General features: G+C 63.7%; 26 protein-coding genes. 14 read left to right on the forward strand and 12 right to left on the reverse strand.

Going from position 1 to position 26,543, the window contains the following annotated elements; all coding sequences use genetic code 11:
• Position 1: 1 nt before the first annotated feature.
• Positions 2-643 carry a DUF4079 domain-containing protein gene (locus tag RS9916_RS00135; RefSeq protein WP_007097083.1) on the forward strand — a complete coding sequence of 214 codons (642 nt, stop codon included), beginning with the start codon at positions 2-4 and terminating at the stop codon, positions 641-643.
• Here RS9916_RS00135 and RS9916_RS00140 read toward each other — a convergent pair.
• The 3 genes from RS9916_RS00140 to RS9916_RS00150 are packed head-to-tail and all read right to left on the reverse strand — an operon-like array spanning position 636 to position 4,303.
• Positions 636-2,648 (reverse strand): glycosyltransferase, encoded by a 2,013-nt coding sequence (locus RS9916_RS00140; protein WP_007097084.1) that lies wholly within the window; start codon positions 2,646-2,648, stop codon positions 636-638. The two genes, RS9916_RS00135 and RS9916_RS00140, sit on opposite strands and share 8 nt — an antisense overlap.
• Positions 2,645-3,664, reverse strand: coding sequence for a tRNA dihydrouridine synthase DusB (dusB, locus tag RS9916_RS00145; RefSeq protein WP_007097085.1), 1,020 nt, complete (start codon positions 3,662-3,664; stop codon positions 2,645-2,647). The genes RS9916_RS00140 and dusB overlap by 4 nt, the downstream gene beginning before the upstream one ends.
• A 57-nt stretch (positions 3,665-3,721) precedes the next feature.
• Positions 3,722-4,303, reverse strand: a complete 582-nt coding sequence (locus RS9916_RS00150) for a hypothetical protein (RefSeq protein WP_007097086.1) — start codon at positions 4,301-4,303, stop codon at positions 3,722-3,724.
• A gap of 82 nt (positions 4,304-4,385) precedes the next feature.
• On the opposite strand from RS9916_RS00150, the gene RS9916_RS00155 reads away from it, so the two are divergent.
• Positions 4,386-4,850, forward strand: a complete 465-nt coding sequence (locus tag RS9916_RS00155; protein ID WP_007097087.1) for a DUF1823 family protein — start codon at positions 4,386-4,388, stop codon at positions 4,848-4,850.
• Between the two features lie 58 nt (positions 4,851-4,908).
• Here the strand turns inward: RS9916_RS00155 and RS9916_RS00160 are convergent, their stop codons facing one another.
• A complete protein-coding gene (locus RS9916_RS00160; RefSeq protein WP_007097088.1) occupies positions 4,909-5,292 on the reverse strand; it encodes a L,D-transpeptidase in 384 nt (127 codons plus the stop codon).
• A gap of 135 nt (positions 5,293-5,427) precedes the next feature.
• Here RS9916_RS00160 and der point away from each other — a divergent pair, with 135 nt between their 5' ends.
• From der to proC, 6 genes are all read left to right on the forward strand, one after another.
• Positions 5,428-6,795 (forward strand): ribosome biogenesis GTPase Der, encoded by a 1,368-nt coding sequence (gene der / locus RS9916_RS00165; RefSeq protein WP_007097089.1) that lies wholly within the window; start codon positions 5,428-5,430, stop codon positions 6,793-6,795.
• A gap of 3 nt (positions 6,796-6,798) precedes the next feature.
• On the forward strand, positions 6,799-7,713 hold the full coding sequence (locus RS9916_RS00170; RefSeq protein ID WP_007097090.1) for an energy-coupling factor transporter transmembrane protein EcfT: 915 nt from the start codon (positions 6,799-6,801) through the stop codon (positions 7,711-7,713).
• A 17-nt stretch (positions 7,714-7,730) separates the two neighbouring features.
• Positions 7,731-7,997 (forward strand): PipX family protein, encoded by a 267-nt coding sequence (locus tag RS9916_RS00175; RefSeq protein ID WP_007097091.1) that lies wholly within the window; start codon positions 7,731-7,733, stop codon positions 7,995-7,997.
• A 14-nt stretch (positions 7,998-8,011) separates the two neighbouring features.
• Positions 8,012-8,686: a YggS family pyridoxal phosphate-dependent enzyme gene (locus RS9916_RS00180; protein WP_007097092.1), complete on the forward strand. Its 675-nt coding sequence runs from the start codon at positions 8,012-8,014 to the stop codon at positions 8,684-8,686.
• Positions 8,687-8,777: 91 nt separating this feature from the next.
• Positions 8,778-9,359 carry a cell division protein SepF gene (locus RS9916_RS00185; RefSeq protein WP_007097093.1) on the forward strand — a complete coding sequence of 194 codons (582 nt, stop codon included), beginning with the start codon at positions 8,778-8,780 and terminating at the stop codon, positions 9,357-9,359.
• Positions 9,360-9,382: 23 nt separating this feature from the next.
• Entirely contained in the window at positions 9,383-10,201 is an 819-nt protein-coding gene (proC, locus tag RS9916_RS00190; protein ID WP_038022930.1) for a pyrroline-5-carboxylate reductase, read from the forward strand.
• On the opposite strand, the gene RS9916_RS00195 is transcribed toward proC, so the two are convergent.
• The 5 genes from RS9916_RS00195 to hpf are packed head-to-tail and all read right to left on the reverse strand — an operon-like array spanning position 10,202 to position 14,968.
• Positions 10,202-11,416 (reverse strand): glycosyltransferase family 4 protein, encoded by a 1,215-nt coding sequence (locus tag RS9916_RS00195; protein ID WP_007097095.1) that lies wholly within the window; start codon positions 11,414-11,416, stop codon positions 10,202-10,204.
• A gap of 33 nt (positions 11,417-11,449) precedes the next feature.
• A complete protein-coding gene (locus RS9916_RS00200; protein WP_083773073.1) occupies positions 11,450-12,829 on the reverse strand; it encodes an MFS transporter in 1,380 nt (459 codons plus the stop codon).
• 19 nt (positions 12,830-12,848) lie between these two features.
• Entirely contained in the window at positions 12,849-13,655 is an 807-nt protein-coding gene (locus tag RS9916_RS00205; protein WP_007097097.1) for a DNA repair protein RecO, read from the reverse strand.
• A complete protein-coding gene (gene deoC / locus RS9916_RS00210) occupies positions 13,648-14,361 on the reverse strand; it encodes a deoxyribose-phosphate aldolase (protein WP_007097098.1) in 714 nt (237 codons plus the stop codon). The genes RS9916_RS00205 and deoC overlap by 8 nt, the downstream gene beginning before the upstream one ends.
• 19 nt (positions 14,362-14,380) lie before the next feature.
• Positions 14,381-14,968, reverse strand: a complete 588-nt coding sequence (hpf, locus tag RS9916_RS00215; protein WP_007097099.1) for a ribosome hibernation-promoting factor, HPF/YfiA family — start codon at positions 14,966-14,968, stop codon at positions 14,381-14,383.
• A gap of 12 nt (positions 14,969-14,980) precedes the next feature.
• On the opposite strand from hpf, the gene lipB reads away from it, so the two are divergent.
• The 6 genes from lipB to queA all read left to right on the forward strand — a co-directional run bounded on the left by lipB (position 14,981) and on the right by queA (position 22,756).
• Positions 14,981-15,748: a lipoyl(octanoyl) transferase LipB gene (lipB, locus tag RS9916_RS00220; protein WP_038022935.1), complete on the forward strand. Its 768-nt coding sequence runs from the start codon at positions 14,981-14,983 to the stop codon at positions 15,746-15,748.
• 29 nt (positions 15,749-15,777) lie between these two features.
• Positions 15,778-17,721, forward strand: coding sequence for an AMP-binding protein (locus RS9916_RS00225; RefSeq protein WP_038022938.1), 1,944 nt, complete (start codon positions 15,778-15,780; stop codon positions 17,719-17,721).
• A gap of 84 nt (positions 17,722-17,805) precedes the next feature.
• On the forward strand, positions 17,806-18,249 hold the full coding sequence (locus RS9916_RS00230; protein WP_007097102.1) for a YlqD family protein: 444 nt from the start codon (positions 17,806-17,808) through the stop codon (positions 18,247-18,249).
• Positions 18,250-18,312: 63 nt separating this feature from the next.
• Positions 18,313-19,653 (forward strand): dihydrolipoamide acetyltransferase family protein, encoded by a 1,341-nt coding sequence (locus RS9916_RS00235; RefSeq protein WP_007097103.1) that lies wholly within the window; start codon positions 18,313-18,315, stop codon positions 19,651-19,653.
• A 59-nt stretch (positions 19,654-19,712) separates the two neighbouring features.
• Positions 19,713-21,563 carry an APC family permease gene (locus RS9916_RS00240; RefSeq protein WP_007097104.1) on the forward strand — a complete coding sequence of 617 codons (1,851 nt, stop codon included), beginning with the start codon at positions 19,713-19,715 and terminating at the stop codon, positions 21,561-21,563.
• Between the two features lie 77 nt (positions 21,564-21,640).
• Positions 21,641-22,756 (forward strand): tRNA preQ1(34) S-adenosylmethionine ribosyltransferase-isomerase QueA, encoded by a 1,116-nt coding sequence (queA, locus tag RS9916_RS00245; protein ID WP_007097105.1) that lies wholly within the window; start codon positions 21,641-21,643, stop codon positions 22,754-22,756.
• Between the two features lie 93 nt (positions 22,757-22,849).
• On the opposite strand, the gene cysK is transcribed toward queA, so the two are convergent.
• From cysK to RS9916_RS00260, 3 genes are all read right to left on the reverse strand, one after another.
• Positions 22,850-23,836, reverse strand: coding sequence for a cysteine synthase A (gene cysK, locus RS9916_RS00250; protein ID WP_007097106.1), 987 nt, complete (start codon positions 23,834-23,836; stop codon positions 22,850-22,852).
• Between the two features lie 75 nt (positions 23,837-23,911).
• Complete coding sequence (locus tag RS9916_RS00255; RefSeq protein ID WP_007097107.1) at positions 23,912-25,402, reverse strand: PLP-dependent transferase; 1,491 nt, start codon at positions 25,400-25,402, stop codon at positions 23,912-23,914.
• The gene (locus RS9916_RS00260; protein ID WP_007097108.1) at positions 25,399-26,538 is read right to left on the reverse strand and encodes a PLP-dependent aspartate aminotransferase family protein; all 1,140 of its coding nucleotides are present in this window, start codon (positions 26,536-26,538) and stop codon (positions 25,399-25,401) included. Before RS9916_RS00260 ends, RS9916_RS00255 begins: the two co-directional genes overlap by 4 nt.
• Positions 26,539-26,543: the final 5 nt, after the last annotated feature.

The raw sequence follows: 26,543 nt of genomic DNA on the forward strand, positions 1-26,543 counted from the left end.
CATGACCGTGATCCTGCTTTCCGTGCCGTCCCTCAGCCCCATGCAGTGGCTGGGGCTCGTGCATCCGGTGCTGATCATCTTGTTTGTGTATCCGGTGGTGGGCGCCACGATCCGGCTGGGGATCCTGGCGCGCGAGCGGCGCCTGGATCTCAATCCGATTGCGCCCACCGTGCCGGTTGAGCATGCCGATCACGGCCGCTGGGTCACGGCTGTGATGGTGGTGGCAGTTCTGATTGCCATGGCCCATGACGTGGCCACCGCGCCGGTGACTCTGGCCGCCCCGCGGATTGCCGGTTTTCTTGCTGCTGCGCTCGGGGTGGTGGCTGCGTTGGTGGCACTCCTGCGTTCCAGGCGCACGGCCTTGCGCCTGGGTTGGGCGATCAGCACCTGGATCGGTTTGCTGCTGCTGGGATCGCAGCCCGAGGTGCATCGTGGTGCCGACTGGCCCTGGCAGGCCGCGTTCTGGCAATCCCATTACTGGGGTGGCATGGCCTTATGCGGGTTGCTGCTGCTCTCCCTGGGATTGCAGGCGGAGATCGCACGGCGACTGGCGATTCGGCGGCTCCATGTGGGCCTGAACCTGATGGTGGCGTTGTTGCTGGCGACCCAGGCGATCAGTGGAACCCGCAACCTGATCAGCTGAGTTGCTGGCGCATCACGCTGCGGTGCAGTGGTCCTGGCGCGGCTGCCGGACGCACGATGCGGCTGAGCAACACCAGCAGTGCTTGCCATTCCCCATGGGCCTCACGATCGGGCCAGCACCCTGGGCGCCCGTAGAGCCAGCGGATCAACGCTTGTCTCCTTGGGTCATTCGTTGCCATTGCCCATCGCAGCGCCACCTGGTTCCCGCGGCGTTTCACCAGACTGATCGGGATGGCTGGCACCTGCTGGCACCAGCTCAGGTCTTGACCAGTCAGGTTTTGAAGCTCAGAGCCTGGAACCATCAGTTCAACACCCGACTCACTCATCGCGGTGATCGTGCAGGAGCGAGAGGGGCCGCTGATGTTGCTGAGCCAAGCGGGGCAGTCGAGTTGTTGCCAGGGGGCAGGATCGGACGCCGGTGGATCCCAGCAGGCCCGAAGGGCAATCAGCAGGCTGATCAGATTCACGCTCGCCCAGAGCAGACCAATCGGGCGACCACTGATCGCCTGAGGGTCCACTGGAGCAGAGGGCATCAGCAGGCCCTGCAAGTTGATCAGGCTGATCACCGTCAGCCCCACCAGAGGCAGCGCCAACGCAGCGCTGCAACTGCCGCGGTCGCGGCGCTGATGTTTTGGGGTGATGCGAAAGCCACCGTTGGATCGTCTCCAAAGCAGTCGCCAGCCTTGTTGCAGCACGGTGATGCTCAGGGGCACCGCCAGCACCCAGCTGGTGAGTTCACTGATCAGGGCCCCGCGGGAGCTGCGGTTCAGCCAGCCCACACTCAGGAGCAGTGTTCCCCAGAGCGGCAGTAACTGATCCCTGGCGTCTTGCCAGCTCATCAACACCGGCAGGGTGTGCAGCAGCCCATAGCTGAGGGGCATCAGCAACAGCAGAATCCGCGGCAGCGGATTCAGCCAATGCACCACTCCCTCCAGATAGGCGATACGTTGGCCGAGGTTGAGATTGGGGCTGCGCAGGGGGCCTTGCTTCAGCCCCAGGCTTTGCAACGTGCCTTCAGCCCAGCGTTGTCGCTGACGCACGAAATCAGCCATCGTTTCCGCTGCAAGGCCAGCACTGAGCTTTTCCTGCAGGTAGATCAACCGCCAGCCCTGGGCGTTGAGGGCGATTCCTGTGACGAGGTCTTCCGAAATCGCATTCCCCACAAATCCACCCACGCTCTCGAGTGCTGATCGGCGGGCCACAAACGACGTGCCAGCGCAGACCACGGCGCCCCACCCGTCGCGCACGGGCTGAATCCAGCGATAGAAGCTTTCTTCATCCGAGAGAAGCCAGGGTTCCATCCCCAGATTGCGCATCACCGGATCTGCATTGAGGAAGCATTGCGGCGTCTGTACCAGAGCCACATCCGGTTCGCTCAGAAAGCCGATGCAGCGGTGGAGAAAGTCCTGTTGGGGGATGAAGTCCGCATCCAGCACGGCCACGAGTTCCCCTCGGCCGTAACGGAGCCCGTGGTTGAGGTTGCCGGCTTTGGCCTGCACTCGTTCCGGCCGGTGCAAATAACGGCAGCCCAGGTGGACTGCCAGTTGGCGCACTTCCGCGCGGCCGCTGTCATCCAACACCCACACCTGGGCGTTGCCATAGCTCTGCTGACTGCATCCGATCAGGGTGCGTTCCAGCACGGTCAGCGGTTCACCGCAGGTGGGCACGTAGAGGTCCACCTTGGGGCGCCAACGACTGGCCAGCCAGCGTTGTTCCACGGCATCCATTTGCTCGCGCCGATCCGGAAAGCGTTTCCATGCCAGCCCGAAGGCGATCAGGCCTGTGAGCAGCAGCCAGCTTTCGGTCAGCAGCAGCACCAGACTGAGGCCGCTGGAGAGAGGCGTGCTGAGGTTGAGGCTGTGGGTGACGCGCCAGCTCAAGTAGCGCAGGGTCAGCAGGCTGATCAGCAGGATCAGGCTGCGGCGCGCCCAGAGTGGGCTTTCGTCTTCTGGGCGTTGCCGGAGCCAGAGGGGCCAGATCAGTACGAGCAGGGCCCACCAGCTCATCCCAGTTGTTGCAGCTGGCCATCCAAGAGGTCCAGTGCATCCTGAGGGCTGGGGGCACGCATCAGGGCATGGCGCAACTGGGGAGCTCCAGGAAAGCCCGTGCAGGTCCAGCTCATGTGTTTTCGGGCAATCAACAACCCGTGGTCTCCGCGGTCGGCCACCAGGGCGACGAGCTGCTCACGGGCAATTGTCAGGCGTTCGGCCGCTCCAGGGGTGGTGGGGATGGGGCGGCCCGACAGTGCGGAATCAATCTGGCCCACCAGCCAGGGGGAACCCATCGTGCCCCGGCCGACCATCACCCCATCGGCCCCTGTCTCTGCGAGGCAGCGCAGGGCGTCATCCGGTGTGTTGACGTCGCCATTGGCGATCACGGGGATCGAGAGGGCGTCCTTGACGGCGGCGATCGCCTGCCAGTCGGCACGACCACTGAACTTCTGTTCCCGGGTGCGGCCATGCAGGGTGAGCAGACGAGCACCCGCCTCTTCCAGTTGTTGGCACCACTGCACGGCATCGGCGGCCGATCCATCGCTGCCACACCAGCCCAGACGGGTCTTCACGGTCACAGGAATGGCAACGGCTGCGGCCACCGTGTCCACGATCCGTGCGGCCAGGTCTGGCTCACGGATCAGCCCACTGCCCCCGCCTTTTTTGGCGATTTTTTTGACCGGGCACCCCATGTTGATGTCGATCAGGAAAGCTCCCGATGCTTCAGCCCGCCGAGCGGCTTCGGCCATGGCCTGGGGCCGGTGATCAAACAGTTGCACTCCGATGGGGCCGGCTTCCTGGGCCAGCTCCTCCACTTTGCGGCGCCCATGGCCGAGCTCGAGGCTGGTGGCATTCACCATTTCGGTGAACAACAGTGCATCGGGTGCCCAGCGGCGAACCAAGTGGCGGAAGATGCGATCGCTGACTCCGGCCAGCGGAGACTGCAGCACCCGGCAACGCAGCTGCCGTTCGCTTCGACTCCCTTTCAGAGCAAGGGGAGTGGCGAACCGTTCGATGGCGGCTGGCGTCATGGCTGCCTCCTGGAGACGTCATTCTCCCTCTCGATGCCAGCCTTTCGCGATCGGGATTTAGGCCGCCGAACGCCGGTTGTCGCGTTCCCGTTGCGCTCGGCTCACCTGGCTTTCGATGGCATTGCGCAGCCAGGCCGACACCGACCATTCGTCAGCCTTGGCGAGCCGTTCCACCTCCTGCATCAGATCGACAGGCAGTGCAAGAGGCACGGTCTGAATGCTGTGGGGGCTTGCGGGCTTGTTTTTGCCTGCGGGGGCATCAACCAGCAACAACTGCAGCTTGAGCACTTCCAGTCGCGTGCCTGGCCTGGATCCGCCTCGTTGCACCTGGCGCAGCGACAGTCGCACGGGTTGGCCGGTATGGATCTGCTGACGGCTGCGGCGTGGCAGCGGTTCATCGCGCCGATCGCAGAACAGGGGCTGACTGCGCTGAGAGCTGGCGCTGTAGGTGAACGTCACCCGGCCGTCGCGATCCCAGGGCAATGGCGCCATCGATGCAGCCTCTTTGCCCATCAACTTGCGCTGGTCCTTGCGCACCTTGCGTTGCAGGTCAGGAGGCAGCGGAAACACCAGCTTCTGCAGCGAGCATTCGGTGGTGACGCGAGTCCCTGCGGAGAGGGTGGTGTCAACGACATACATGCCCTGAACTTATCGGGTGGGTTGGTGGGCTGTCTGTCGCCTGGATGCATGAAACGATGAAGGCCCTCGCCTTGAAGCTCAGGTGCCTCTTTGGCCTCTCAGTCGTGCTCTGCTGCAGCAGATCCTGGAGGACCGCACCAGTGATCGTTTTGTGGCAGAACGCATCTGGGAGCGGCTTGGCTACGAGCGCCCATCGGAGAACGATGGCGGTGGCCCCTGGCGTGCCGGCCCAGACACCCCTGAGAGTTGGCGTGAGGCTTTTCCCGAGGGGCCGGAGGTGATTGCCACACGGCCAGCATCGGTGGCCCTGACCCGTTCAGTGCCCAAGCCCCTGAAGCAACTGCTCAAGGAGCAGATGGGTTTTAAGGGCTACACCATTGGTGAGCTCTATCCCCGCCGCACCCGCAGAGCCACGGCCGTGAATTGGCTTCTGGCCTGGCTTGCGGAGCGCAGTGAACCCCTCCTCGAGGAGGGGCCCTGTCCTGACCCCTTAGATCCACCCTCCAATCCCGTTTGCGGTCATCCCGGAGATCTGCCGGTGAGTTGATCGATGGCGGCCTGAATCGTTTGACTTCCGATCGGTGGATGGTCAGATCGCTGGACGCTCAGAGCTGAATCAGCACTTCGGTCCCTTTACGGGTGTTTTCGAACAACCAGCGCGCCTGGGCGGTCGGCATGCGCACGCATCCATGGCTGCGGGGCACCCCGAAGGCCTGTCCGGCATCTTCCTGCCAGGGGGCCCCATGCAGGCAGATCATTTCGTTTGCGGTGATGCACATGGCATAGGGCACCCCAGGGGCGACATAGCCGCGTCCGCGCATGGTCACCGAGCGGTACTTGGTGCGAACTGCGCCCAGGCCCGTGGGGGTGGGGGTACTGGCTTTGCCAGTGCTCACAGGAATCACACGCACCACTTGGTCGTTGTGGTCGTAGACGGTGAGCTTCTGGTCGGAGAGGTCTACCACCAGCGAGGCGATCAGTTCGATCATGGAGAGAACCGCCAGACCGGCGGAGGGAGCTGCCCGATCCCTAGCTGTCTCAACTGCGTCTCACGTGTCGCAAGCGGAAAGGTTTTGCATTTCGTGCCTCTGTAGGGTCAAGACATCTCTTTTTTGTGGTATCTCGTGGCGCGTCCGGTCGTTGCCATCATCGGTCGCCCCAACGTTGGCAAGTCAACGCTGGTGAATCGTCTCTGCCGGAGCAGAGAGGCGATTGTGCATGACGAGCCCGGTGTGACCCGCGACCGCACCTATCAGGACGGTTACTGGGGAGATCGTGAATTCAAAGTGGTCGACACCGGCGGGTTGGTGTTCGACGACGACAGCGAGTTTCTGCCTGAGATCCGTGAGCAGGCGAATCTGGCCATGGCTGAGGCCTGTGTCGCGCTGGTGATCGTCGATGGCCAGCAAGGCATGACGGCCGCCGATGAGTCGATTGCGGAATGGTTGCGCAGCCAGAACTGCCCGACGCTCCTGGCGGTCAATAAATGTGAGTCGCCGGATCAGGGTCTGGCGATGGCAGCGGAGTTCTGGAGTTTGGGGTTGGGTGAGCCCCACCCGATTTCCGCCATTCATGGTGCTGGCACGGGTGATCTGCTTGATCAGGTGCTCACCTTCCTTCCCCCGAAGGATGAAGAAGGAGAGGGGGATGAGCCGATCCAGATGGCCATCGTCGGTCGGCCCAATGTGGGGAAATCCAGTCTGCTGAATGCCATCTGCGGTGAACAGCGCGCGATCGTCAGCCCGATCCGTGGCACCACGCGCGACACGATCGACACCAACATCGAGCGCCAGGGCATGCCCTGGAAATTGGTGGATACCGCTGGAATTCGCCGTCGCCGCAGCGTCAACTACGGCCCGGAATTCTTTGGCATCAACCGCAGTTTCAAGGCGATTGAACGCAGCGACGTGTGTGTGCTGGTGATCGATGCCCTTGATGGGGTGACCGAACAGGATCAGCGCCTGGCGGGACGCATCGAAGACGAAGGTCGCGCCTGCGTGGTGGTGGTGAACAAATGGGATGCCGTTGAAAAAGACAGCCACACGATGCCGGCGATGGAAAAAGAGCTCCGCGCCAAGCTGTATTTCCTCGACTGGGCGCCGATGCTGTTCACCTCGGCCCTGACCGGTCAACGGGTTGACAGCATCTTTGCCCTTGCAGCGCTAGCGGTCGAGCAGCATCGCCGTCGTGTGAGCACGTCTGTTGTGAATGAGGTGCTCAAGGAAGCGCTCAGCTGGCGCAGCCCACCCACCACCCGCGGGGGGCGTCAAGGACGTTTGTATTACGGCACCCAGGTCGCCAGCCGCCCACCGAGCTTCACGTTGTTCGTGAATGATCCCAAGCTGTTCGGAGACACCTACCGCCGCTACGTGGAGCGTCAGATCCGAGAAGGCCTTGGCTTTGAGGGCACCCCTTTGAAATTGTTCTGGCGCGGCAAGCAACAGCGCGACGCCGAGCGCGATCTTGCCCGTCAGCAGAGCCGCTCCAGCTGAGCGATGGACTGGTTGCGACAGATCCCCATCGGCCAGTTCGTCGATGGCAAAGCCGGTTGGCTGCGTTGGCTTGATCCTCGCCTGAAGCTGGGCTGGGTGCTGATGTTTCTGCTGACCCCGGTGTTGGCTGGGCCGGTCTGGCGCGTTTCTCTGCTTCTATTGCTGCTGCTGATCACGCTGTGCAGTGGTGTGCCGGTGCGGGTGTGGTGGCGATCTCTGGCGCTGCTCACCGTGCTGGCCGTCTTTGCAGGTCTGCTGGCCACCTTGCTGCCCACCGGGGCTCCGCCGGCCGTTCTTCCTGTGCGTCCGCCCCAGGAGCTCACGGCACCGTTGCCATCCATGCCCTCATGGGAACTGCTGCGGCTGGGCCCTCTCAAGCTCGGTGGCTTCAGCCTCGGTCCGCTTGTGGTGAATCGGCGTTCCGCCGAGCTGGGGCTGAACAGTGCCACGTTGATTCTGACGCTGGTCCACAGCGTCAACCTGATGCTGCTCACCACCCCCAGCGAAGATCTCGTCTGGGCTTTGAGCTGGTTTCTATCGCCTTTGGCTGCCCTCGGTCTGCCGGTGGATCGGCTCAGCTTTCAGCTTCTGCTTGCTCTGCGCTTTTTGCCTCTGGTGCAGGAAGAACTTCAGAACCTGCTGCGCTCTCTTGCCAGTCGGGCGGTGAATCTCAAACGATTGGGCCTCAAGGCTTCGTTCGGCTTGGTGCTGGCGGTGGGAGAGCGCCTGCTGGCCAATATTTTGCTGCGGGCTGAGCAGGGTGCTGAAGCGCTTCTGGCCCGTGGAGGCCAATGGTTGCCTTATGAATATTTTCGGCCCAGCAGCCTTGCTGCAGCTGGAGTTAGGCCACTGAACTGGTTGGGAGGGGCTCTTTTGCTGCTTATGTTTGGCTTGCGTGGGAGGTACGGTTCCTTCTGAAGTTCACCGTTGGGTGCGTGACAGCCGAGCGTTACCTCAATCACCCCACCTTCGGCATGCTTTACCGCGTCGCGCCTGCGGGAGAAGGCAGGGACGTCTACGCGACGCTGTATGCGCAGCGCATGTATTTCCTGGTCACGCTGCAGCCTCGGGGCGCGCAGTTTGAGGTCATTCCCTTTCAGGATGCTCGCCACCACGCTGAGATCAATCTCGCGCGCAGCCGCCGGAATGGGCTGGAGGAGCATCAGCGTTGGAAGGAGCTTTTTAACCAGACTTTCATCTGAACGCTGACCGGGTGATGCCGAACGAACTGGAGGAGAGAGCCCAGCGTTGGCGAGCGTTGCAGACCCAGATGCCCGAGGGTGTGCGTTTGTTGGCGGTGAGCAAGGGCCACCCGGCAGCACCCGTGCGTGAGTTGGCTGAACTGGGCCAGGTGGATTTCGGTGAGAGCCGCGTGCAGGATGCGCTGCCCAAGCAGGAGCAGCTGGCTGACCTGGTGCAGATCCGTTGGCATTTCATTGGTCGCCTGCAGGCCAACAAGGTGCGCCCGGTGGTGCGCGCCTTTGCCGTGATCCATTCCGTGGATTCCCTGGCTTTGGCGCAGAGAATGGATCGCATCGCAGCCGAAGAGGGGGTGATTCCCGAGGCGTTTCTGCAGGTCAAGATGCGTCCTGACCCGGCGAAGGGTGGCTGGGATCCTCAGGCTCTGACGGACGCTTGGCCCCAGCTCCAGGCTCTTCCCCATGTGCGTTTCACGGGATTGATGACCATGGCGCCGCTGGGATGCTCGCAAGAGCAGCGCAGTGCGTTGTTTGCCGACTGCCGGACGCTTGCCGATCGCCTTGGCCTGCGCGAATGCTCGATGGGAATGAGCGGTGACTGGCCGGAGGCGGCGGCCGCAGGCGCCACCTGGGTGCGGGTGGGGTCTGGCTTGTTTGGAGCACGGCCAGGCGTTGTGAATTTCCCGGCATAAGCGCTGGAATTGAAACAATTGAAATGGCTCAAAGCGCTTGCTCGGCACGGATCGGAGCGCTATCCAGGGTCAAGGTTTTTGCAGTCTCCCGGTGTCGCTGATTTCCCGCCTTCGTGCTGTTGTTGCTGGCGATGAGTATCTCGACGGTGATTACGACGATCTCGATTACGACACCGGCGAAGAGTTGGAAGCCGACCATGGCGCCAGCCATGCCATCGGAGGAGCGTTGGCCCCTCTCGATAGCGGCAATCCCTTTGGCGACAGCGAGCCGTTTTCTAGCAGCAGCTCCAATGTGATCGGCATGCCTGGCATCAGCACCAATGCTGCAGAGGTCACCCTGATGGAGCCCCGCAGCTTCGATGAGATGCCCCGTGCCATTCAGGCGCTGCGCGAGCGCAAAACAGTGATCCTCAACCTCACGATGATGGAGCCGGATCAGGCCCAGCGTGCGGTTGATTTCGTGGCCGGCGGCACCTTCGCCATTGATGGTCACCAGGAGCGGGTGGGTGAAAGCATTTTCCTGTTTGCGCCCAGTTGCGTCACGGTCACCAATGCCAGCCAGGACGAGGCTTCTGCCCCCACTGTGGTGACCAAGGATGTGGAGCAGGCTTCCGCTGAGGCCAGCGTCGCTCCCGCTCCGGCTTGGGGTGAAACCAGCGCTGCGGCACTCTGAGAGCAGTGATCAGCTGATCGTCTGTGACGCTTTCTCTTGGCGTGATTGGCCTGGGCCGCATGGCTCAGGCTTTGTTGTTGCCCCTCCTGGAGCAGAACGACCCTGCCGCGGCTGATGTGATCGCTGTGGTGGGTCAGCAAGCCACGGCGGATCGCCTGGCGGCATCGTTGCCTGGGGATCTCAACCTTGTGTCAGCGTCGGATTCCCGCGCCGCAGCGGCTTGGACGGCGCCCGTGCAGCTGCTGGCGATCAAGCCCTACCAACTGGACCAAGTGGCAGCGAGTGCACCTGCCGTGCAGGGACCAGAGCCACCCCTGCTGATTTCAGTCCTTGCGGGGATCACCCTTGAGCGGCTGGAACAGTCCTTCCCTGGGCGTGTCTGTGTTCGGGCCGTGCCCAACACCCCGTCTTTGGTGCGGGCAGGTCTCACCGGTTTGGCCTGGGGCCAGGGGGTGACGGACGCGCACAAGCAACGGGTGCAGGCGTTCTTCTCCCCCGTCAGCGAGGTGCTGGAGCTACCCGAGGAACGGCTTGATGTCTTTCTGGCCCTCACGTCATCGGGGCCGGCCTATGTGGCCATGATGGCTGAGGCCATGGCCGACGGTGCTGTGGCCGTTGGGATGCCCCGTGATCAGGCTCTGCACCTGGCCAATCGCACGCTGGCGGGCACCGCTGCTCTGTTGCACGAGCAACAACTTCATCCGGCCCAGCTCAAAGACATGGTGGCCTCCCCTGGAGGAACCACGATGGCCGCGATCCGTCGCCTGGAGCAGGCGGGTCTTCGATCCGCTCTGATCGAGGCTGTGGTGGCCGCGGCTGAGCATGGCCGCAACTTGCGCTGATCAGGCCGCTATGGGGGCGGCGAGCAGGCCGCTGTACAGCTCCTCAAGGGCGTCGATGTTGCGGCTGAGGGTGTAACGCTCCAGCACCCGCTCGCGGGCGCGGCGCCCCAGCTCTGCCGTGAGCACAGGTTGGTCCCGCAGAACCGGCAGCAAGGTGCGCAATTGCGTTGTCACCCCTTGGGTGCTGAGCACGATGCCGGCGCCGTCCGCCAGCACTTCCCCGTCGGCTCCGGCATCGGTGGCCAGGCAGGCGCAGCCACTGGACATGGCCTCCAGCAGGGCAATCGAGAGTCCCTCCACAAGGCTGGGTAGAACAAACACCTCCGCTTCCTGCAGCAGCGCCACGCGCGTGTCGAGGTTGGATTCATAGCCCCACCACACCACGTTGTCGGTCGTGTGGGTGTTTTGCAGGGTGGCGCGCAGCGGGCCATCACCCACGATCACCAATATGCAGCCGGCGGGATTGACCAACTTCCAACCTTTGAGCAGGGCTTCGACGTTCTTTTCTGTCGACACCCGCCCCATGTAGAGAAAGATGCGCTGATTGCCCAACTGTTGCCGCACCTTCTGGCGTTCGCTCAGGCCTGCTGACGACAGTCCTCGTGCAGAAGGGCCTCCGTGATGGAGCGCATCGATGCTCGGGCTGGCTGGAGCCCATTGCTCCTGATCCACACCATTGGGAATCACCGCCAGCCTGTCCTCTCGTACGCCGAGTCGCGCCAGCACATCGGCCTGGATCTCGGAGAACACAATCACCCGGTCGTAGCGGGCCAGTGCCGGGGCGTAGAGCTGATAAGTGAGCTGTTGGGTGCCCGCAGTGAGGTTGCGTAGCCCAGCATCAAACGCCGGATGGAAGGTGGCCACCAACGGAACCCCCAGTTGCTGGCAGAGGTCGGGCAGGCGGAAATCCAGGGGCGACAGGGTCAGGCTGGCGTGCACCAAATCCGGTTGAAGGCGCTCGAGGGACTCGCGCAGCTCACGCTGTGCCCGAGGCGAAGGGATGGTGTAGACCTGCGATTTGACCAGATAGGGCAGGCTGACATCAGGGTCATTGGCCAGCAGAGATGTGTTGCTGCTGCCAGGCGAACCCGGGTTGTCGAAATGGATGAAGCTGGTCTGATGCCCCCGCTGGCGAAGCGCCTCAGTGGTGCTCAAGCCATAGGTGACGTTGCCGCAGAACGGTGATTTCTTTCCCAGCCAGGCGATGTGGGCCACCCGCTCTGTCGTTCCCGCTTCTGATTTAGCAAACTAGCAGCGCTGCCATGGCCGCTCCAGCAGGGCCGCAATCAGGGCCAACACCGCCAGCAGCCACAGCACGGGGGTGAGACCAATGCTGCTGACCAACGTTCCTGCCAGAACGAGCGGAAGGCTGAGGGCAATATTGATCAGATTGTTCTGCAGGCCAAACACCCGGCCCCGCTGGGATTCAGGTGTTTCCTCCTGGATCGTGGTCTGGGCGGGGATCGCCACGAGTGCGGCGCCAACGCCAAGAATTCCGCACAGGGCCAGGGTGCTGCTGAGGGAGCCTTTGAACTGGCTGAGCAGCACTAATGAAAACGTGATTGTCCCCAGGCCTGCTGCCGATAACCGGCGCCGGTCGAAGTGGTGGCCTAGCTGAGCAATCACCACCGCACCCAATGCCATCCCCAAGCCGCTCATGGCTAGCAGGGTGCCGAAGCCTGAAGGGCCAAGGGTTTTGATCAGGCCAGCCAGCTGCAGGGCCAGCACGTAAAGGGCAGCCAGCAGGCTGTAAAGCAGCACCAAATGCACCATGGCGTTGCGCACCGTGGGGATGCGTTTGAGCACCTGCAGGCCTTCGCCAATCTCGTGCCACACCGAACGACCGTTGTGGTGGATGGTTTGTTCCCGGTGGCGGATGGTCAGCAGGCTGAGGGCTGCCATGCCGTAACAGAAGGGCAGCAGCAGGAATTCGCCGCCCTGAATGTCGATCAGAGAGAGGAGATGGTCGAGGCCCCGCAGGATCGGTTCTCCGAGGGCAAAGCCAACGATCGTCGCTCCCATGCTGGTGGTCTGGTAGAGCGAGTTGGCTGCCAGCAGATGCTCATTAGGCACCAGCAGGGTGATGGCCGCTTGCTCTGCCGGGGCAAAGAACTGGGTGAGCACCGACTCCACGAAGGTCATGGCCAAGAGGCCCCAGTAGCCCCAGGGCAGGCCAAGGACGTGGGGCCCCGGAATCAGAAACAGGGGGGTGAACAGCACCATCAGGGCCCGAAGCCCGTTGGAGGCCACCATCACCCGCCGTTTCGGCCAGCGGTCGACCCACACGCCTGCGACGCTGCCCAGCACCATGGCTGGCAGGGTGTTTGCCACGAAAATGCCTGTCGCCAGCAGCGTGATCACCTGGGTACGGGTGCTGATGTCGAGGCCGTAATCCGAAGCCACACCTGCGAGCACACCGCCCTGCTGCGAGGTGATCATCAGGTGCTGATCGATCAGGAAGACCATCAGCACGATGTAGAACTTGTCCGCCAGCTGGGAAAAGATCTGTCCGATCCATAGCTTGCGGAAATCATTCAGGCGCAGCACAGCTTGCAATCCGCGCCCGCCTTCGGGGTTATTGCCGGTGGGCAGGGCCGGTTCCGGGCTGGAGATGGAAGGTCCGCTCAAGATCCCAGGGGAGACCGGCTCATGATCGCTCAGCGTCTCCACCGGTGGGGAGGACCAGGGCCTCCCGCAGCATCCCTAGGGACCGCACCGGTCTGGGCAGGTGGCAGCGGATCCAGCACTCCACCACCGCCAGTAAGCGCAGCCACACCGCTTGGGGGCCCATCAGTTCGCCGTCCTGGCGCCGGGGGAGTTCAGCCCGGGGTAGACGCTGCAGGAGGGCCAGCTCCGATGGATTGAGCTGCACCGCTGCACCCGGTTGGCTGCCGATGGCGATGCCCTCATCGGCGATCAGGCTGCAGCGCCAGTCCCATTGCCCGATGGGTGGAATCAGGGGTGCGCCGCTGCGACAGCAGCTCTGCAACGGCAATCCGTAGCCACCGATAGCGAGCAGATGCACGCAGGCCTGCACGCTGCTGGCCAGGGCCAGGCTGCCGTCATCGGGGCCTCGGCTAATTGCTTCCAGCCGTTCCAGATGAATCACCACGGCGTCCAGCAGGCCGTTGAGGGGGTCATCGTCTTCCACGAGGCCCATGCACAATTCCGCTAGGGCCTGGGCACCAGCCAGGGTCTCCAGCCGTTGCCCCACGGCCCCGAAGTTGTGCTGTACGCGCAGTTGGCGGACCCGGGGCAGGCCGCGGCGACCGACAACCTGCAGTTCCAGCTGGGTGAGGGGAACAGCACCCGCCAGACTGCTTTTGGGTTTCCGGGCTCCGGGTACCGCCAGTCGGATCACGCCCACCTGGTCACTCAGCAGGGTGAGCAGACGGTCGTGTTCCCCCAGTGGCCCCACCTTCAGGGCCAGTCCCTCAAGCCGGCGATCAGCCATCTGCGCTGTGGCCGCTGCTGGTGCTGCTCATCGGCGTGCGCAGTGCCTGGATCAGCTGCGGACCACTGCTGGTGCCCAGAGCGGTGGCGCCCGCTTCGACCAGGGCGCCGCAGTGCTCAAGGGTGTGCACGCCACCCGCGGCTTTGATGCCGCAGCGCCCACGGGTGAGGCTGTGCAGGAGCTGGATCTGTTGCGCTGTCGCGGCACCACCGAACCCGTTGCTGTTCTGCACAGCTGCGGCTCCGGCATCGATGGCGGCTTCCACTGCCAGGGTCAGTTGGTCGTCGTCGAGCCGCACCATGTCGAGGATCACGGTCACCGGCAGGCCGATGGCGCAGAGCTGGGCCAGCTCCTCGGCGAAGGCATTGGCCTGGCCATCGGCCAGGGCTGGCATGGCCGGCACCACATCCAGCGCTTCCGCGCCCTGCTCGGCCGCCCACTCCGCTTGCGTGAGTTTGAGGGGGGTGGGAATCGCACCGAACGGGAAGGCGATCACCGCAGTCAGTCGCGTAGGCCCCGGGGCTCCCAGGCGCTCGCGGGCAGCCACCAATTGGCTGAGGTTGGTGCACACCTCGCCGAAGCCGCAGTGACGGGCTGTGTCGCATCCCTCCTGGAGGCGTTCGAGGCCCAGCAGCGGATCGAGCAGGGCCTGATGGATCAAGGGGGCCAGATCCGGTAGCTCCTGCCGTCGGGGCGTGCGGGTCATGGCAAAGGGAAGGTTGGCGTCAGTCTCGCGCCTGGATCACGCCGTAGCCGCCGTGGTTGCGCCGATAGATCACCTGCAGTTCTTTGCTGCTCGCATCGCGAAACAGGAAGAAGTCGTGATCGATCAGATCCAACTGGTGGCGCGCTTCCTCCACGCTCATCGGTGGCATGGGGAAATACTTGCGCCGCACGCCGGGATCGGGCAGATGGGCTTCCTTTCCGTCGAGCAGGGATCCATCCACGGCACTGTCATCCAGCACCGCCTCGGTGGTGGGGGTTGTGCTGGCGCGGTGGCCGTGGCTGTGGTGGTGATCGCTGTGGCGCTCCTTGTAGCGGCGCAGCTGGCGGCTGAGCTTGTTGGCCACCAGATCGATGCTGGCGTAAAGGTTTTCGCTGCGCTCCTGAGCGCGGATCACAGTGCCGTTGGCAAACACGGTGACTTCGGCGGTCTGTTGCGGAACCCGGGGGTTGCGGGCCACGGAGAGGTGCACATCCGCTTCTACCACCATCTCGTCGTAGTGCTGAACGGCGCGCTCAAGCTTCGATTCGGTGTACTCCCGCAGAGCCGCTGTCACTTCCAGGTTGCGACCATGGATCAGAAGCTTCATGGCATCCCTCCGGTGCCGGTTGATATCTGCAAGCTAGAGACGCCAAACCAGGCAGCCCAGCCGCCTGCGGCATTTCTTTTTGAGCCGCAGCAGTTGGTGGATTTCACCCAGGCCTGGCAGTGGCAGCAGCATTGGCAGCAGGGCATGTTGCAGGCCGACGGCTGCGCTCGCAGTGAAGCGGACATCGCCCAGTGCCCGGAGGCGGTGTGGCTGCTGCAGCATGTCGGCTGTTACACCCTTGGGCGGGGCGCTTCCGAGCAGCATCTGCTGTTTGACCTTGCGGATCCCCCTGCTCCGTTGCATCGCATTGATCGGGGTGGGGAGGTGACCCATCACATGCCTGGTCAGTTGGTGGCCTATCCGGTGCTGGATCTGCGCCGCCGCCAATGCGATTTGCATTGGTACCTGCGTCAGCTGGAGCAGGTGGTGATCGACGTGCTGGCGCAGACGGGCTTGGTGGGTGAACGGGTCGACGGGATGACCGGCGTTTGGCTTGAGGGCCGCAAGTTGGCGGCCATTGGTGTGGGGTGTCGCCGTTGGATCACCCAGCACGGCCTGGCCCTCAATGTGGATGGTGATCTGAGCGGCTTTGCTGCCGTGGTGCCCTGCGGGCTGAAGGGCAAGCCTGTGGGGCGTTTGAGCGACTGGATTCCTGGCATCACCGTCGCCGAGGTGCAGCCCTTGGTGCGGGAGGCTTTGGCCCATCGCTTCGCTCTGCATTGGCAATCTCCAGGCCCGGCACAGCAGTGGTTGGCGATTGCCGAGGACCAGAAGGGGTGATAGCCCTGGGCCATCTGCGCTCGCCTGTTGTGCCCACCGCCGCCTTCGCCAGCTGGAGCCCCACGCCCCGTGAGCAGGCGGCTTTAGCCGCCCATTGCCATGCCGACAGATGGGGACGGGTGGATCAGATGTGGCCCTGGCTCGCGGCCCAGCATCCCGAGGTGATGGCGGTGGATGCTCCCCACGCTGCCCACCCCGAGCGCTTCACCTACAAGCAACTCGACGAGCGCATCCACGCGGCGGCTGCCGGCCTCCGTGCCCTGGGCATTGCCAATGGCGATGTGGTCGGTTTGTTTGCCGAGAACAGTCCCCGCTGGTTGGTGGCGGATCAGGCGCTGATGCGTGCCGGTGCCACGAGTGCGGTGCGCGGGGCCGCAGCACCGGTGCCTGAGTTGCTCTACATCCTTGAAGACAGTGCTGCTGTGGCGCTGGTGGTGCAGAACGCCGAGCTGCTGACTCGTCTGGCACTGCCTGAGGCCGTTCGAAGTCGCTTGCGCTGTGTGATTCAGCTGGAAGGAGAAGCGGCGGAGGGGGTGATCAGTTTTGAGGCTCTGCTGGCGCAAGGGGCTGAGGTCATGCCCCCAGATCCCCTCGCCGGCCGCGGCATCGACAGTGCCGCCACCACCACGGCCACAATCCTCTACACCTCAGGCACCACGGGACAGCCCAAGGGGGTACCCCTCACGCACGCCAACCTGTTGCATCAGATCCGCAGCCTGGCCTGTGTGGCCCATCCGGCTCCAGGCTCACCGGTTTTAAGCGTGCTGCCGATCTGGCATTCCTACGAACGCAGCGCTGAGTATTACTTCTTCTCCTGCGCCTGTTCGCAGAGCTACACCACGATCAAGCAGCTCAAAAAGGATCTCCCCCGGGTGAAACCGGTGGTGATGGCCACGGTGCCGCGCCTCTGGGAAGCCGTGCAGGCCGGTTTCGAAGATGTGCTGAAAACCTTCCCGGCTTCGCGCCAACGCTTGCTTCGCAGTGCGCTTGCGAACAGCAGCGCCTACTGCCTGGCGCGGCGCCGCAGCCGGGATCTGATGGTGGAATCGCTTGGGAAGCGGCAACGGCTGAAGGCTGCGCTTGAGGCCAGCCGCCGTTGGCCAGCCCATGCCGTTGCCTCAAAGTTGATCTGGCCAAAATTGCGTCTCCAGCTCAGTGGCGGCCAGTTGCAGTTCCCCATTAATGGTGGTGGGGCGATTGCTCCCCACGTGGATGCCTTTTATGAGGCGGTGGGTATTGAGTTGCTGGTGGGCTACGGCCTGACCGAAACCAGCCCTGTGGTGAGTTGCCGCCGCCCCTGGCGCAACATCCGGGGCAGTTCCGGTCAGCCGTTGCCAGACACCGAATTCCGAATCGTCGATCCAGAGACGCGCGCTCCACTGGGCTTCCGGGAGCGGGGCGTGGTGCTGGTGCGCGGCCCGCAGGTGATGGGGGGCTATCTGGGCAAACCGGAGGCCACCGCCAAGGTGCTCGATGGTGAGGGTTGGTTTGACACCGGTGATCTGGGTCTCTTACTGCCCGATGGGTCTGTGGTCCTCACCGGTCGTGCCAAGGACACGATTGTGCTCAGCAGTGGCGAAAACATTGAGCCGGGGCCCTTGGAGGAATGCCTGGTGGCCAGCCCGCTCGTGGAGCAGGTGATGCTGGTGGGTCAAGACGAAAAACAGCTTGGGGCGCTCGTGGTGCCTCGGCTGGAGGCGATCCAGGCCTGGGCTGCAGAGCAAGGTCTGTCGTTGGCCGACGATTTGGGTGGGTCCCCTGGCGAGCCCGCGTTGCTCAAGCTGTTGCGGGGCGAGTTCAATCGCCTTCTGGCCGGTCGCCATGGGGCTCGCGCCGATGAACGTCTGGCCGGTGTGGGGCTGGTGCAGCCGTTCACGATCGACAACGGCTTGCTGACCCAGACCCTCAAGCAACGCCGCGATCGGATCACGCAGCGTGATCACAGCGTGATCGACGGCATCTACGGACGCTGAGCGTCGCTGATCGGAAACCCGCCATCGAGGCGGGTTGACCCTCGGGGCCAGGACTGAGACGCTTGGCGCTCTTTCCTGGCTCCCATGTCTGACGGCACCACCCTTTCGATCAAGCGCACAATTGCAGTGCGTGCCGTGGTGACTCCGGCCTGGAAGGAGGAAGCTGAGCGGGAGCTGAGCAACGGGGTTGCCACCACTGATCAGCAGCTGGCTCAGCTGGAGCAGGAAGGCCAGCAGGTGGTGGATGAAGTGCGCCGTCAGAGCGCCAATCCCCTTGATCCCCGTGTGCAGGAGCAGGTGGCCCAGGTGCAGCAGCAGGTGGCTGCCAAGCGTGCTGAGCTCGAGGAGCAGAAGCGCAACCTTTTGCAGCAGCAGGCCCAGGTGCGCGAGGTGGAGATGGAGCAGATCGTTGAACAGGGGCAGCTCGAAAGCTTCTGCGATATCCAGGTGGGCGACAACCTCGTCAGCAAGATGCAGGTGGCTGTTGTGGTGCGCGACGGCGTGATCGAGTCGATCGAGCAGGGCTGACCCTGCTCTGGCTCGGCCTGCCGGCCCGTAAAATCCCCCTACTCAGCCCCTCTGGAGACGGTTTTGGCGACCCACGACATCTTCATGCCTGCCCTCAGCTCCACCATGACGGAGGGGAAGATCGTCGAGTGGCTCAAGAAGCCCGGAGAGAAGGTGGGCCGGGGAGAGTCGGTGCTCGTGGTCGAGTCCGACAAGGCCGACATGGACGTTGAGTCGTTTAACGAGGGCTATCTGGCGGCTGTGTTGATGCCGGCTGGCAGCACTGCCCCTGTGGGAGAGACCATCGGTCTGATCGTGGAGACCGAGGCGGAAATCGCTGAAGCCCAGGCCAAAGCAGGCTCCGGTGGTGGTGCCGCTTCGGCTCCCGCCGCTGCTGCTCCAGCAGCTCCCGCGCCCGCGCCGGCCGCTGCTCCGGCACCTGCGGCTCCTGCCCCAGTCGCCCCTCCTGCGCCCGCGGTTGCAGCAGCACCCGCTGCACCAGCTCCAGTGGTCAACAGCGGCCGCCTGGTGGCCAGCCCCCGCGCCAAGAAATTGGCGTCTCAGATGGGCGTGAATCTGGCCAGCGTCCGCGGCAGCGGACCCAACGGCCGAATCCAGGCCGAAGACGTCGAACGGGCGGCAGGTCGTCCGGTCAGCGTGCCTCGAGTGGGTGAAGGCACCCCTGCGGCCGTCGTGGCTGGTGCTGGAGCCGCGGCCCCCAGCGCCCCTGCCGGCAACAGCTTTGGTGCCCCTGGTGACACCGTTGCCTTCAACACTCTCCAGGCTGCGGTCAACCGCAACATGGAAGCCAGCCTGGCGGTGCCCTGCTTCCGCGTGGGTTACACCATCACCACCGACAAGCTCGACGCCTTCTACAAGCAGGTGAAGCCGAAGGGCGTCACGATGACCGCTCTGCTGGCTAAGGCTGTGGCGGTGACCCTCGCCCGTCACCCCCAGGTGAATGCAGCCACCACCGCTGCTGGGATGGCTTATCCCGCTGATGTGAATGTGGCCGTGGCGGTGGCCATGGAAGATGGCGGCCTGATCACGCCGGTGTTGCGTCAAGCCGACCGCACCGATCTCTATGAGATGTCGCGTCAGTGGGCTGATCTGGTCAAGCGCTCCCGTAGCAAGCAGCTGCAGCCTGAGGAATACAGCACCGGCACCTTCACCCTTTCCAACCTGGGCATGTTCGGTGTGGATCGCTTCGACGCGATTCTTCCCCCTGGCACCGGCGCGATCCTGGCGGTGGCTGCGTCTCGCCCCACCGTTGTGGCAGGCAAAGACGGCTCCATCTCCGTGAAGCGTCAGATGCAGGTGAATCTCACGGCTGACCATCGCGTGATCTACGGCGCGGATGGTGCAGCCTTCCTCAAGGATCTGGCGGAGCTGATCGAAACCCGTCCGGAAAGCCTGGCGATCTGAGGCTGCCGAATTCCGGCGCAGCCTGCATGGTGGGGAGGCGGTGATCGCATCCCCGCCGGATGAGCTTGTATTCCGTCCTGATCGGGCGTCCTCTTCCTAAGAGCAGTGCGGGCCAGGAGCGCCTGCCCCGGTTGGAAGCGCTGCCGATTCTTTCCTCCGATGCGCTGTCGTCGGTGGCCTATGCCACGGAGGCAGCCCTTGGGGTTCTAATCCTGGCGGGCAGCCGGGCCCTGAGCCTTTCACTGCCGATCACTCTGGCGATCATCGCTTTGATCACCGTGGTGGTGTTGTCGTATCGCCAGGTCATCGCTGCCTATCCCGAAGGGGGCGGCTCCTATGTGGTAGCGCGCGACAACCTGGGCCGCAACGTGGGCCTGGTGGCGGCAGCGGCCCTGTTGATTGATTACGTGCTCACAGCGGCTGTGAGCTTGATGGCCGGTGGTCAGGCGATCAGTTCGCTGCTGCCGTCGCTGTTGCCCCATGAGGTGGCGCTGTCCTTGTTGCTGTTGGCCTTGGTGGGGTGGGCCAATCTGCGCGGTTTGCGTGAGGCGGGTCGCCTGTTTGCCGTGCCGACCTACGCCTTCGTGGTGATGCTGGCCTTGCTCACCTTGCTGGGTCTCCATGACCTGGTGTTTCACCACGGCTTTCGCCCCGACCCGCCTCCCTCGGTCACGGCCCTGGAACCTCTGGGGTTGTTCTTGATTCTCAGGGCGTTCAGTTCCGGTTGTTCGGCCATGACGGGGATTGAGGCGATCGCCAACGGCGTGCAGGTGTTCCGCGAACCGGCCCCGGCCCATGCCCGCCAGACCCTGCTGGTGATGGGCGTCTTGCTTTCGTTGATGTTCTTTTCCGTGAGCGGGATGGGATTTCTCTATGGCATCGCCCCCGATCCCCACATCACCGTGCTGGCTCAGATCGGCACCCGGGTGTTTGGGTCCGGGAGTGTTCTTCTCTGGGCACTGCAGATTTCAACCTTGCTGATCCTGGTGCTGGCGGCGAACACCGCCTTCTCGGGGTTTCCCCTGCTGGCAGCGATGCTGGCCAACGATCGCTGCCTGCCGCGTCAGATGGCCTGGCTGGGAGACCGGCTTGTGTATCAGAACGGCATCGGCGTGCTGCTGGGATTCACGGCCGTGATCATCTGGATCTGTCAAGGCGACACCACCGTGGCGGTGAATCTCTATGCCCTGGGAGTGTTCACGGCCTTCACCCTGTCGCAGCTTGGCCTGGTGCTGCGCTGGTGGCGCCAGCGGGGCTCAAGTTGGCACGGACGGATGGCGATGAATGCCCTGGGGGCCAGTGCCACCTTCGTGGTGCTGCTGGTGATCATCGTCAGCAAGTTTCGCGAAGGGGCCTGGACGGTGGTGATTGCCATCCCCCTCTTGGTGTGGGTGCTAGCCGCCATCCGGCGACGGCATCGAGAGGTGGATGCTGCTTTGGCGCCTGATCCAGCGATCGCCCCCGTGTATCTCGCCCCCGCACAGCGGGAGGTGCACCATCAGGCGATTGTTTGGATGGGCGGGTTGTCGCGCTCCACCCTGGAGGCCGTGCGGTATGCCTGCTCGATTGCCGATCAGGTCACGGCGGTGATGGTGATGGCGGATCGCGAGGATCCTGGCCGCATCAGCCTTGAGTGGGACCGGCTGATGGGAACGGATACCGGTGCGTTGCAGTTCGAGATGCTGATGAGTCCCTACAGCTCGGTGATCGATCCATTCCGCCAATTCGTGCAGGAGCGCGAAATGGCGCACCCCGACTGCCGAACAACGGTGGTGATGCCCGTGGCCGTGCCACGCAATTGGTTTGATCGCGTGTTGCTCAATCAACGCGCCCTGTATCTCTATCGGTCACTGCAGGCCGATCAGGGCACCCACGTGTTTTGCATCGTGCGCACGGCAATCGATCCCTAGCCAGCCGGCCGGCGTGGCCTGGATCATCGGAACCACCCGATTCGGCAGCATGGTTGTTGTCTTTGACACCAGCGTCTGTGCCCGATTCCAGGGATCTTCAGCTCGGCTCTTACGACTACGTTCTCCCGGAAGAACGCATCGCTCAGTCACCGGTGGAGCCGCGCCATGCGGCCCGCTTGCTGATGGTTCCCCCGGCTGATGCCCCTCTGGAGCAGGTTCGCCACCAGCAGGTGTGGGACTGGCAGCAGGAGCTTCGGGCTGGCGATCTGCTGGTGGTAAATGACACCCGGGTGCTGCGTGCCCGGCTGAGGGTTCGACGTTCAGGCGGTGGGCAGGCGGAGCTGTTGGTGCTGGAACCGCGGGGGGAAGGACAGTGGCTCTGTCTGGCCAGGCCTGCCAAGAAGCTTCGGCCAGGAGATCAGGTGTGGTTGGAGGGCCTGGAGCAGGAGTCCGTCGCCCTGCAGGTGGTGGCTGTTGATCAGGCCACCGGTGGGCGTGTGATGCAGTTCCCCTCCGGTTGTGATGACGCCGTCGCGATCGAAGGCCTGTTGCAGCGTTACGGCGAAGTGCCCTTGCCGCCCTACATCGCACGCCATGACGCCGATGATCAGACGCGGTACCAGACCCGTTATGCGTCGAAGCCTGGTGCCGTCGCGGCACCCACTGCGGGACTGCATCTCAGTGACGCGTTGCTCGACTGTTTGCGGGAGAAGGGGGTGACGATCGCCCACGTCACCCTGCATGTGGGCCTCGGCACCTTCCGGCCCGTGGAAACGGAAGATCTCACCCAACTCACCTTGCACAGCGAATGGGTGGAGGTGACGCCAGAGGTGGTGCGTGCGGTGGAGGAGTGCCGTCAGCGCGGAGGGCGGGTGATGGCTGTGGGCACCACCAGTGTGCGGGCGCTTGAGGGTGCGGCCCAGGCTGGTGGCGGTCAGTTGCAGCCCCTCAAGGGTTCGGTGGATCTGGTGATTCAACCCGGCTATCGCTTTGCCGTTGTGCAGGGCTTGCTCACCAACTTTCATCTCCCCAAGAGTTCCCTGCTGTTGTTGGTCAGCGCCTTGATCGGTCGGGAGCGCCTGCTTGCTCTGTATGGCGTCGCGATTGAGGAGGCGTATCGCTTTTATTCCTACGGCGATGCGATGTGGATTGCTCCCGAGGCGGTGCTGGAGGAGTCCCGCCCGCTGGGTTGAGCACAGGCAAGAAAAAACCCCGTGTCTGCACACGGGGTCAAGCTCGAATCCCTGCTGGCGCAGGGACCTCGTTCGTTGCGAGGTGGGGATGCCTCAGACGGCAACAGGCTCCTCGATGATGCCTGCGGGTACGTCGGCAAACAGCACGGAGGAGAGATAACGCTCGGCCAGGTCGGGCAGGATCACCACGATGGTTTTGCCGGCGTAGGCGTCCTGCTGGGCGAGGCGGATGGCAGCAGCAGCAGCGGCACCGCAGGAGATACCCACTAGAAGGCCTTCCTCCTGGGCGAGGCGCAGAGCCATCTCAATCGACTCCTCGTTGGTCACCTGCTCCACCTTGTCGACCACGGAAAGGTCGAGGTTTTTGGGGATGAAGCCGGCACCGATGCCCTGGATCTTGTGGGGCCCGGGCTTCACCTCCTCACCATTCATGGTTTGGGTGATCACCGGGCTGTGGCTGGGCTCCACCGCGACCGATTCGATCGCTTTGCCAGCGCTGTTCTTGATGTAGCGGGAGATGCCGGTGATGGTGCCGCCGGTGCCCACGCCAGACACGAGCACGTCGATGGCACCGTCGCAGTCGTTCCAGATTTCAGGGCCGGTGGTCTTTTCGTGAATCTCGGGGTTGGCGGGATTCTCGAACTGACCGGGCATGAAGTATTTGGCTGAATCGCTTTCAGCGATTTCCTTGGCCTTGGCGATGGCGCCAGGCATGCCTTTGGCAGCTTCAGTGAGGATCAGCTGAGCACCCAGAGCGGCCATCACGCGGCGACGCTCGATCGACATCGACTCGGGCATCGTCAGGATCAGCTTGTAACCCCGGGCTGCTGCGGTGTAAGCCAGAGCGATACCGGTGTTGCCGGAGGTGGGCTCGACGATGGTTTTGTCAGCCGTGAGCGCGCCACGCTTCTCGGCGTCCCAGATCATGTTCGCGCCGATGCGGCACTTGACGCTGTAGGCGGGGTTGCGGCCTTCGATTTTGGCCAGCACGGTGGCTTTGCAGCCCTTGGTGACATTGTTCAGGCGCACCAGAGGGGTGTTGCCGATCGCCTGGCTGTTATCGGCGTAAACGCGAGACATGGAAGAACGCAGGATGCCCAAGTCCGTCAATGTAGGAATGGCACCCCAGGGTTGGCTCGTCGCTTAACGGCTTGTTCAGACTTTGACAACCCCTGAACGGCTGAGCGCCTGCTCGAATCGTTGCCAGAGGTCTTCGGGATCCTCCAGTCCCACCGAGACCCGAAGTAAGTGCGATGGCACACCGCAGGATGCTGCCCAGGGCAATTCGTCGTAATGGGCCAGCAGCACGTAAGGGCAGCACAGCGTGAAGTGGGTCCCAAGGCTGGGGCCTTTGCTGACGGCAAGGGCGTCGTAGACGTGCTCGGCGGCCTGCAGCCCGCCGTGGAGCTCAAACGACAGCAGGCAGCCGTGGCCGGCCCCTGGTCGCATCAACGCTTGAAAGGTGGCGCATTGGTTCGGATGCAACACCTGTTTCACTGCCGGGTGGCTGCGTAGCCGTTCGGCCAGGGCGCTGCAGTTGGCATTCAGTCGCGGAAGTCTTGTGACGACATCACGGCTGGCGTCTTCAAGGCAGAGGGCATCCGCATCACCAAGACCGGCAGGGGCGTCGGCCAGGCCAGCCTGCAGGGTCTCCTGCCAGCGGGACTGGGGGCTGACCACTAGGGCCCCGGCCAACACATCACCGCGCCCGGCGAAACTCTTGGTCAGTGAGCTGAACACCAGATCGGCGTAAGGAAGGGCGTCGATGTTCAGGCCTGATCCGATCGTGTCATCGGCAATCACGGGGATGCCACGCGCGTGGGCGAGCTCGGCCAGGGTGATCAGATCCACGCACTGCAGCATCGGATTGCTGGGGAGTTCCACCACCACAGCTGCTGGGTTGAGGTGATCGAGGCTGTGGCCGATGGCGGCTGGGCTGCTGTCGGTGAGCAGTTCGGCTCCGGCAAACACCACCTGCGGCAGTTTGAGCACATCCACATAGGGGAAGCCCACTTGCAGGGTGGGGCGGCCGGGATGGAGGGCTGTCACCAGGCGCAGGGCGCTGTGCAAAGCGGCCATGCCAGATGGATGCAGGCTGATGGCCTCGGCTTCACAGCCATAGATGGCGGCCAGCCGTTGACGAATGGTGCTGCGGGCCGCGTGGCCATCGTCTTGGTTGGGGGCGGTTTCCTGGCCCAGGGCGATGGCGGCCTGCCGGGAACTGGCCCCCAGGCCGGCGTGCTGCCAGAACGCCTTGGCGGCCGGGGTTGCGGATGCTTCAACGATCAGACAGGGAAGCCCCTGCACGTGCACCACCTGGCTGGAACTCGAGGGTTGCAGACGTTTGCAGTGCTCCAGTGCGCAGTGGGCCGCTTCCTCGCTGGGGTAAGGCCAGGCGCTCGATCCGTTTGCTGCACCGCTCTGGGTTAGCGCTGTTTTGGCCAGTGCGGCCACCAGGGGATGGAAGCCGAAGCGTGGATAGACCGCTTGCAATTGGTTGCGGCACGCGGGGTCGTTTTCCTCGTAGGCGATCACATCACGCCAGCGGGGCAGGGCCACCGACACCGCATGGGTGCTGTCGGGCAAGGGATGACCCAGGTCATGTCCCTGCCAGCAGGGATCGCTCAGCAGGTTGCGCGCGCTCACGGCAGCAGGGTGAGGGCTTGATCGAGATCGGCGATCAAATCTGCGCTGTCTTCACAACCCAACGACAGACGCACCAGTCCATCGCTGATCCCCAGCTTTTCTTTCACCTCCGCGGCGACAGCGGCGTGGGTCATGGTGGCGGGATGGCAGATCAGGCTTTCCACCCCTCCGAGGCTTTCGGCCATCGTGAACCAGCGCAGCGCCTTGCAGACGGCATAGGCCTGATCGCGGCTGGCCTGCAGGCCAATGGTCACGATCGCTCCACCCCCATTCATCTGCTGCAGCGCCACAGCTTGCTGGGGATGGTCGGCCCTTAGGGGGTAGCGCACCCAGGCCACCGCAGGGTGGGATGCCAGGTGGTCAGCCACGGCTGCGGCGTTGGCCATCTGCTGCCGCAGGCGTAGCGGAAGGGTCTTAATGCCCCGGGTGATTAGCCAGCAATCAAAGGGGGAAGGCATCAGGCCCAACGCCTTCTGGGCAAACACCATTTTCTGGTGCCAGGCAGGGTCGTCGCAGCAGACGGCACCACCGAGGGCATCGGAGTGTCCGTTGATGTATTTCGTGGTGCTGGTGAGCGACAGGGTGGCTCCCAGTTGGAGGGGGCGCTGCACCAGTGCAGTGGCGAAGGTGTTGTCGACCACCACCGGCACTCCGGCGCTCTTGGCTGCGCTGCACACGGCTGCCAGGTCAATCACCTTCAGCAAGGGGTTGGTGGGGCTCTCCAGCCAGACCATCGCCGGTTGACGGCTTTCGATGGCCGTCAGGGCTGCGGGATCGGTGAAATCGACCCATTCGGTTCGCACCCCGAACTTGGCGAACACCTGCTCGAACAGGCGCACGGTGCAGCCATACAGGTTTTCTTCGCACAGCACCAGATCGCCTTGGCTGAGGGTGGAGGCGATGGCGGTGATGGCACTCACCCCTGAACCAAACACCGTGGCGTGCTCGCACGTCTCCACCGAGGCCAGCACCCCTTCGAGGATGCGGAAGTTCGGGTTGCCGGAGCGGGTGTAATCGAACCCACCGGGGTTGCCGTGGGCAAAGGTGGAGGTGGCGTAGATCGGCGGCATCACCGTGCCGGTTTCGGTCGCAAAGCTGTCGCCGTGATGAATGGCCCGGGTGGCATCCCCTGGCATTGGCG

The sequence above is a fragment of the Synechococcus sp. RS9916 genome (genome assembly GCF_000153825.1).
Taxonomy (GTDB): domain Bacteria; phylum Cyanobacteriota; class Cyanobacteriia; order PCC-6307; family Cyanobiaceae; genus Synechococcus_C.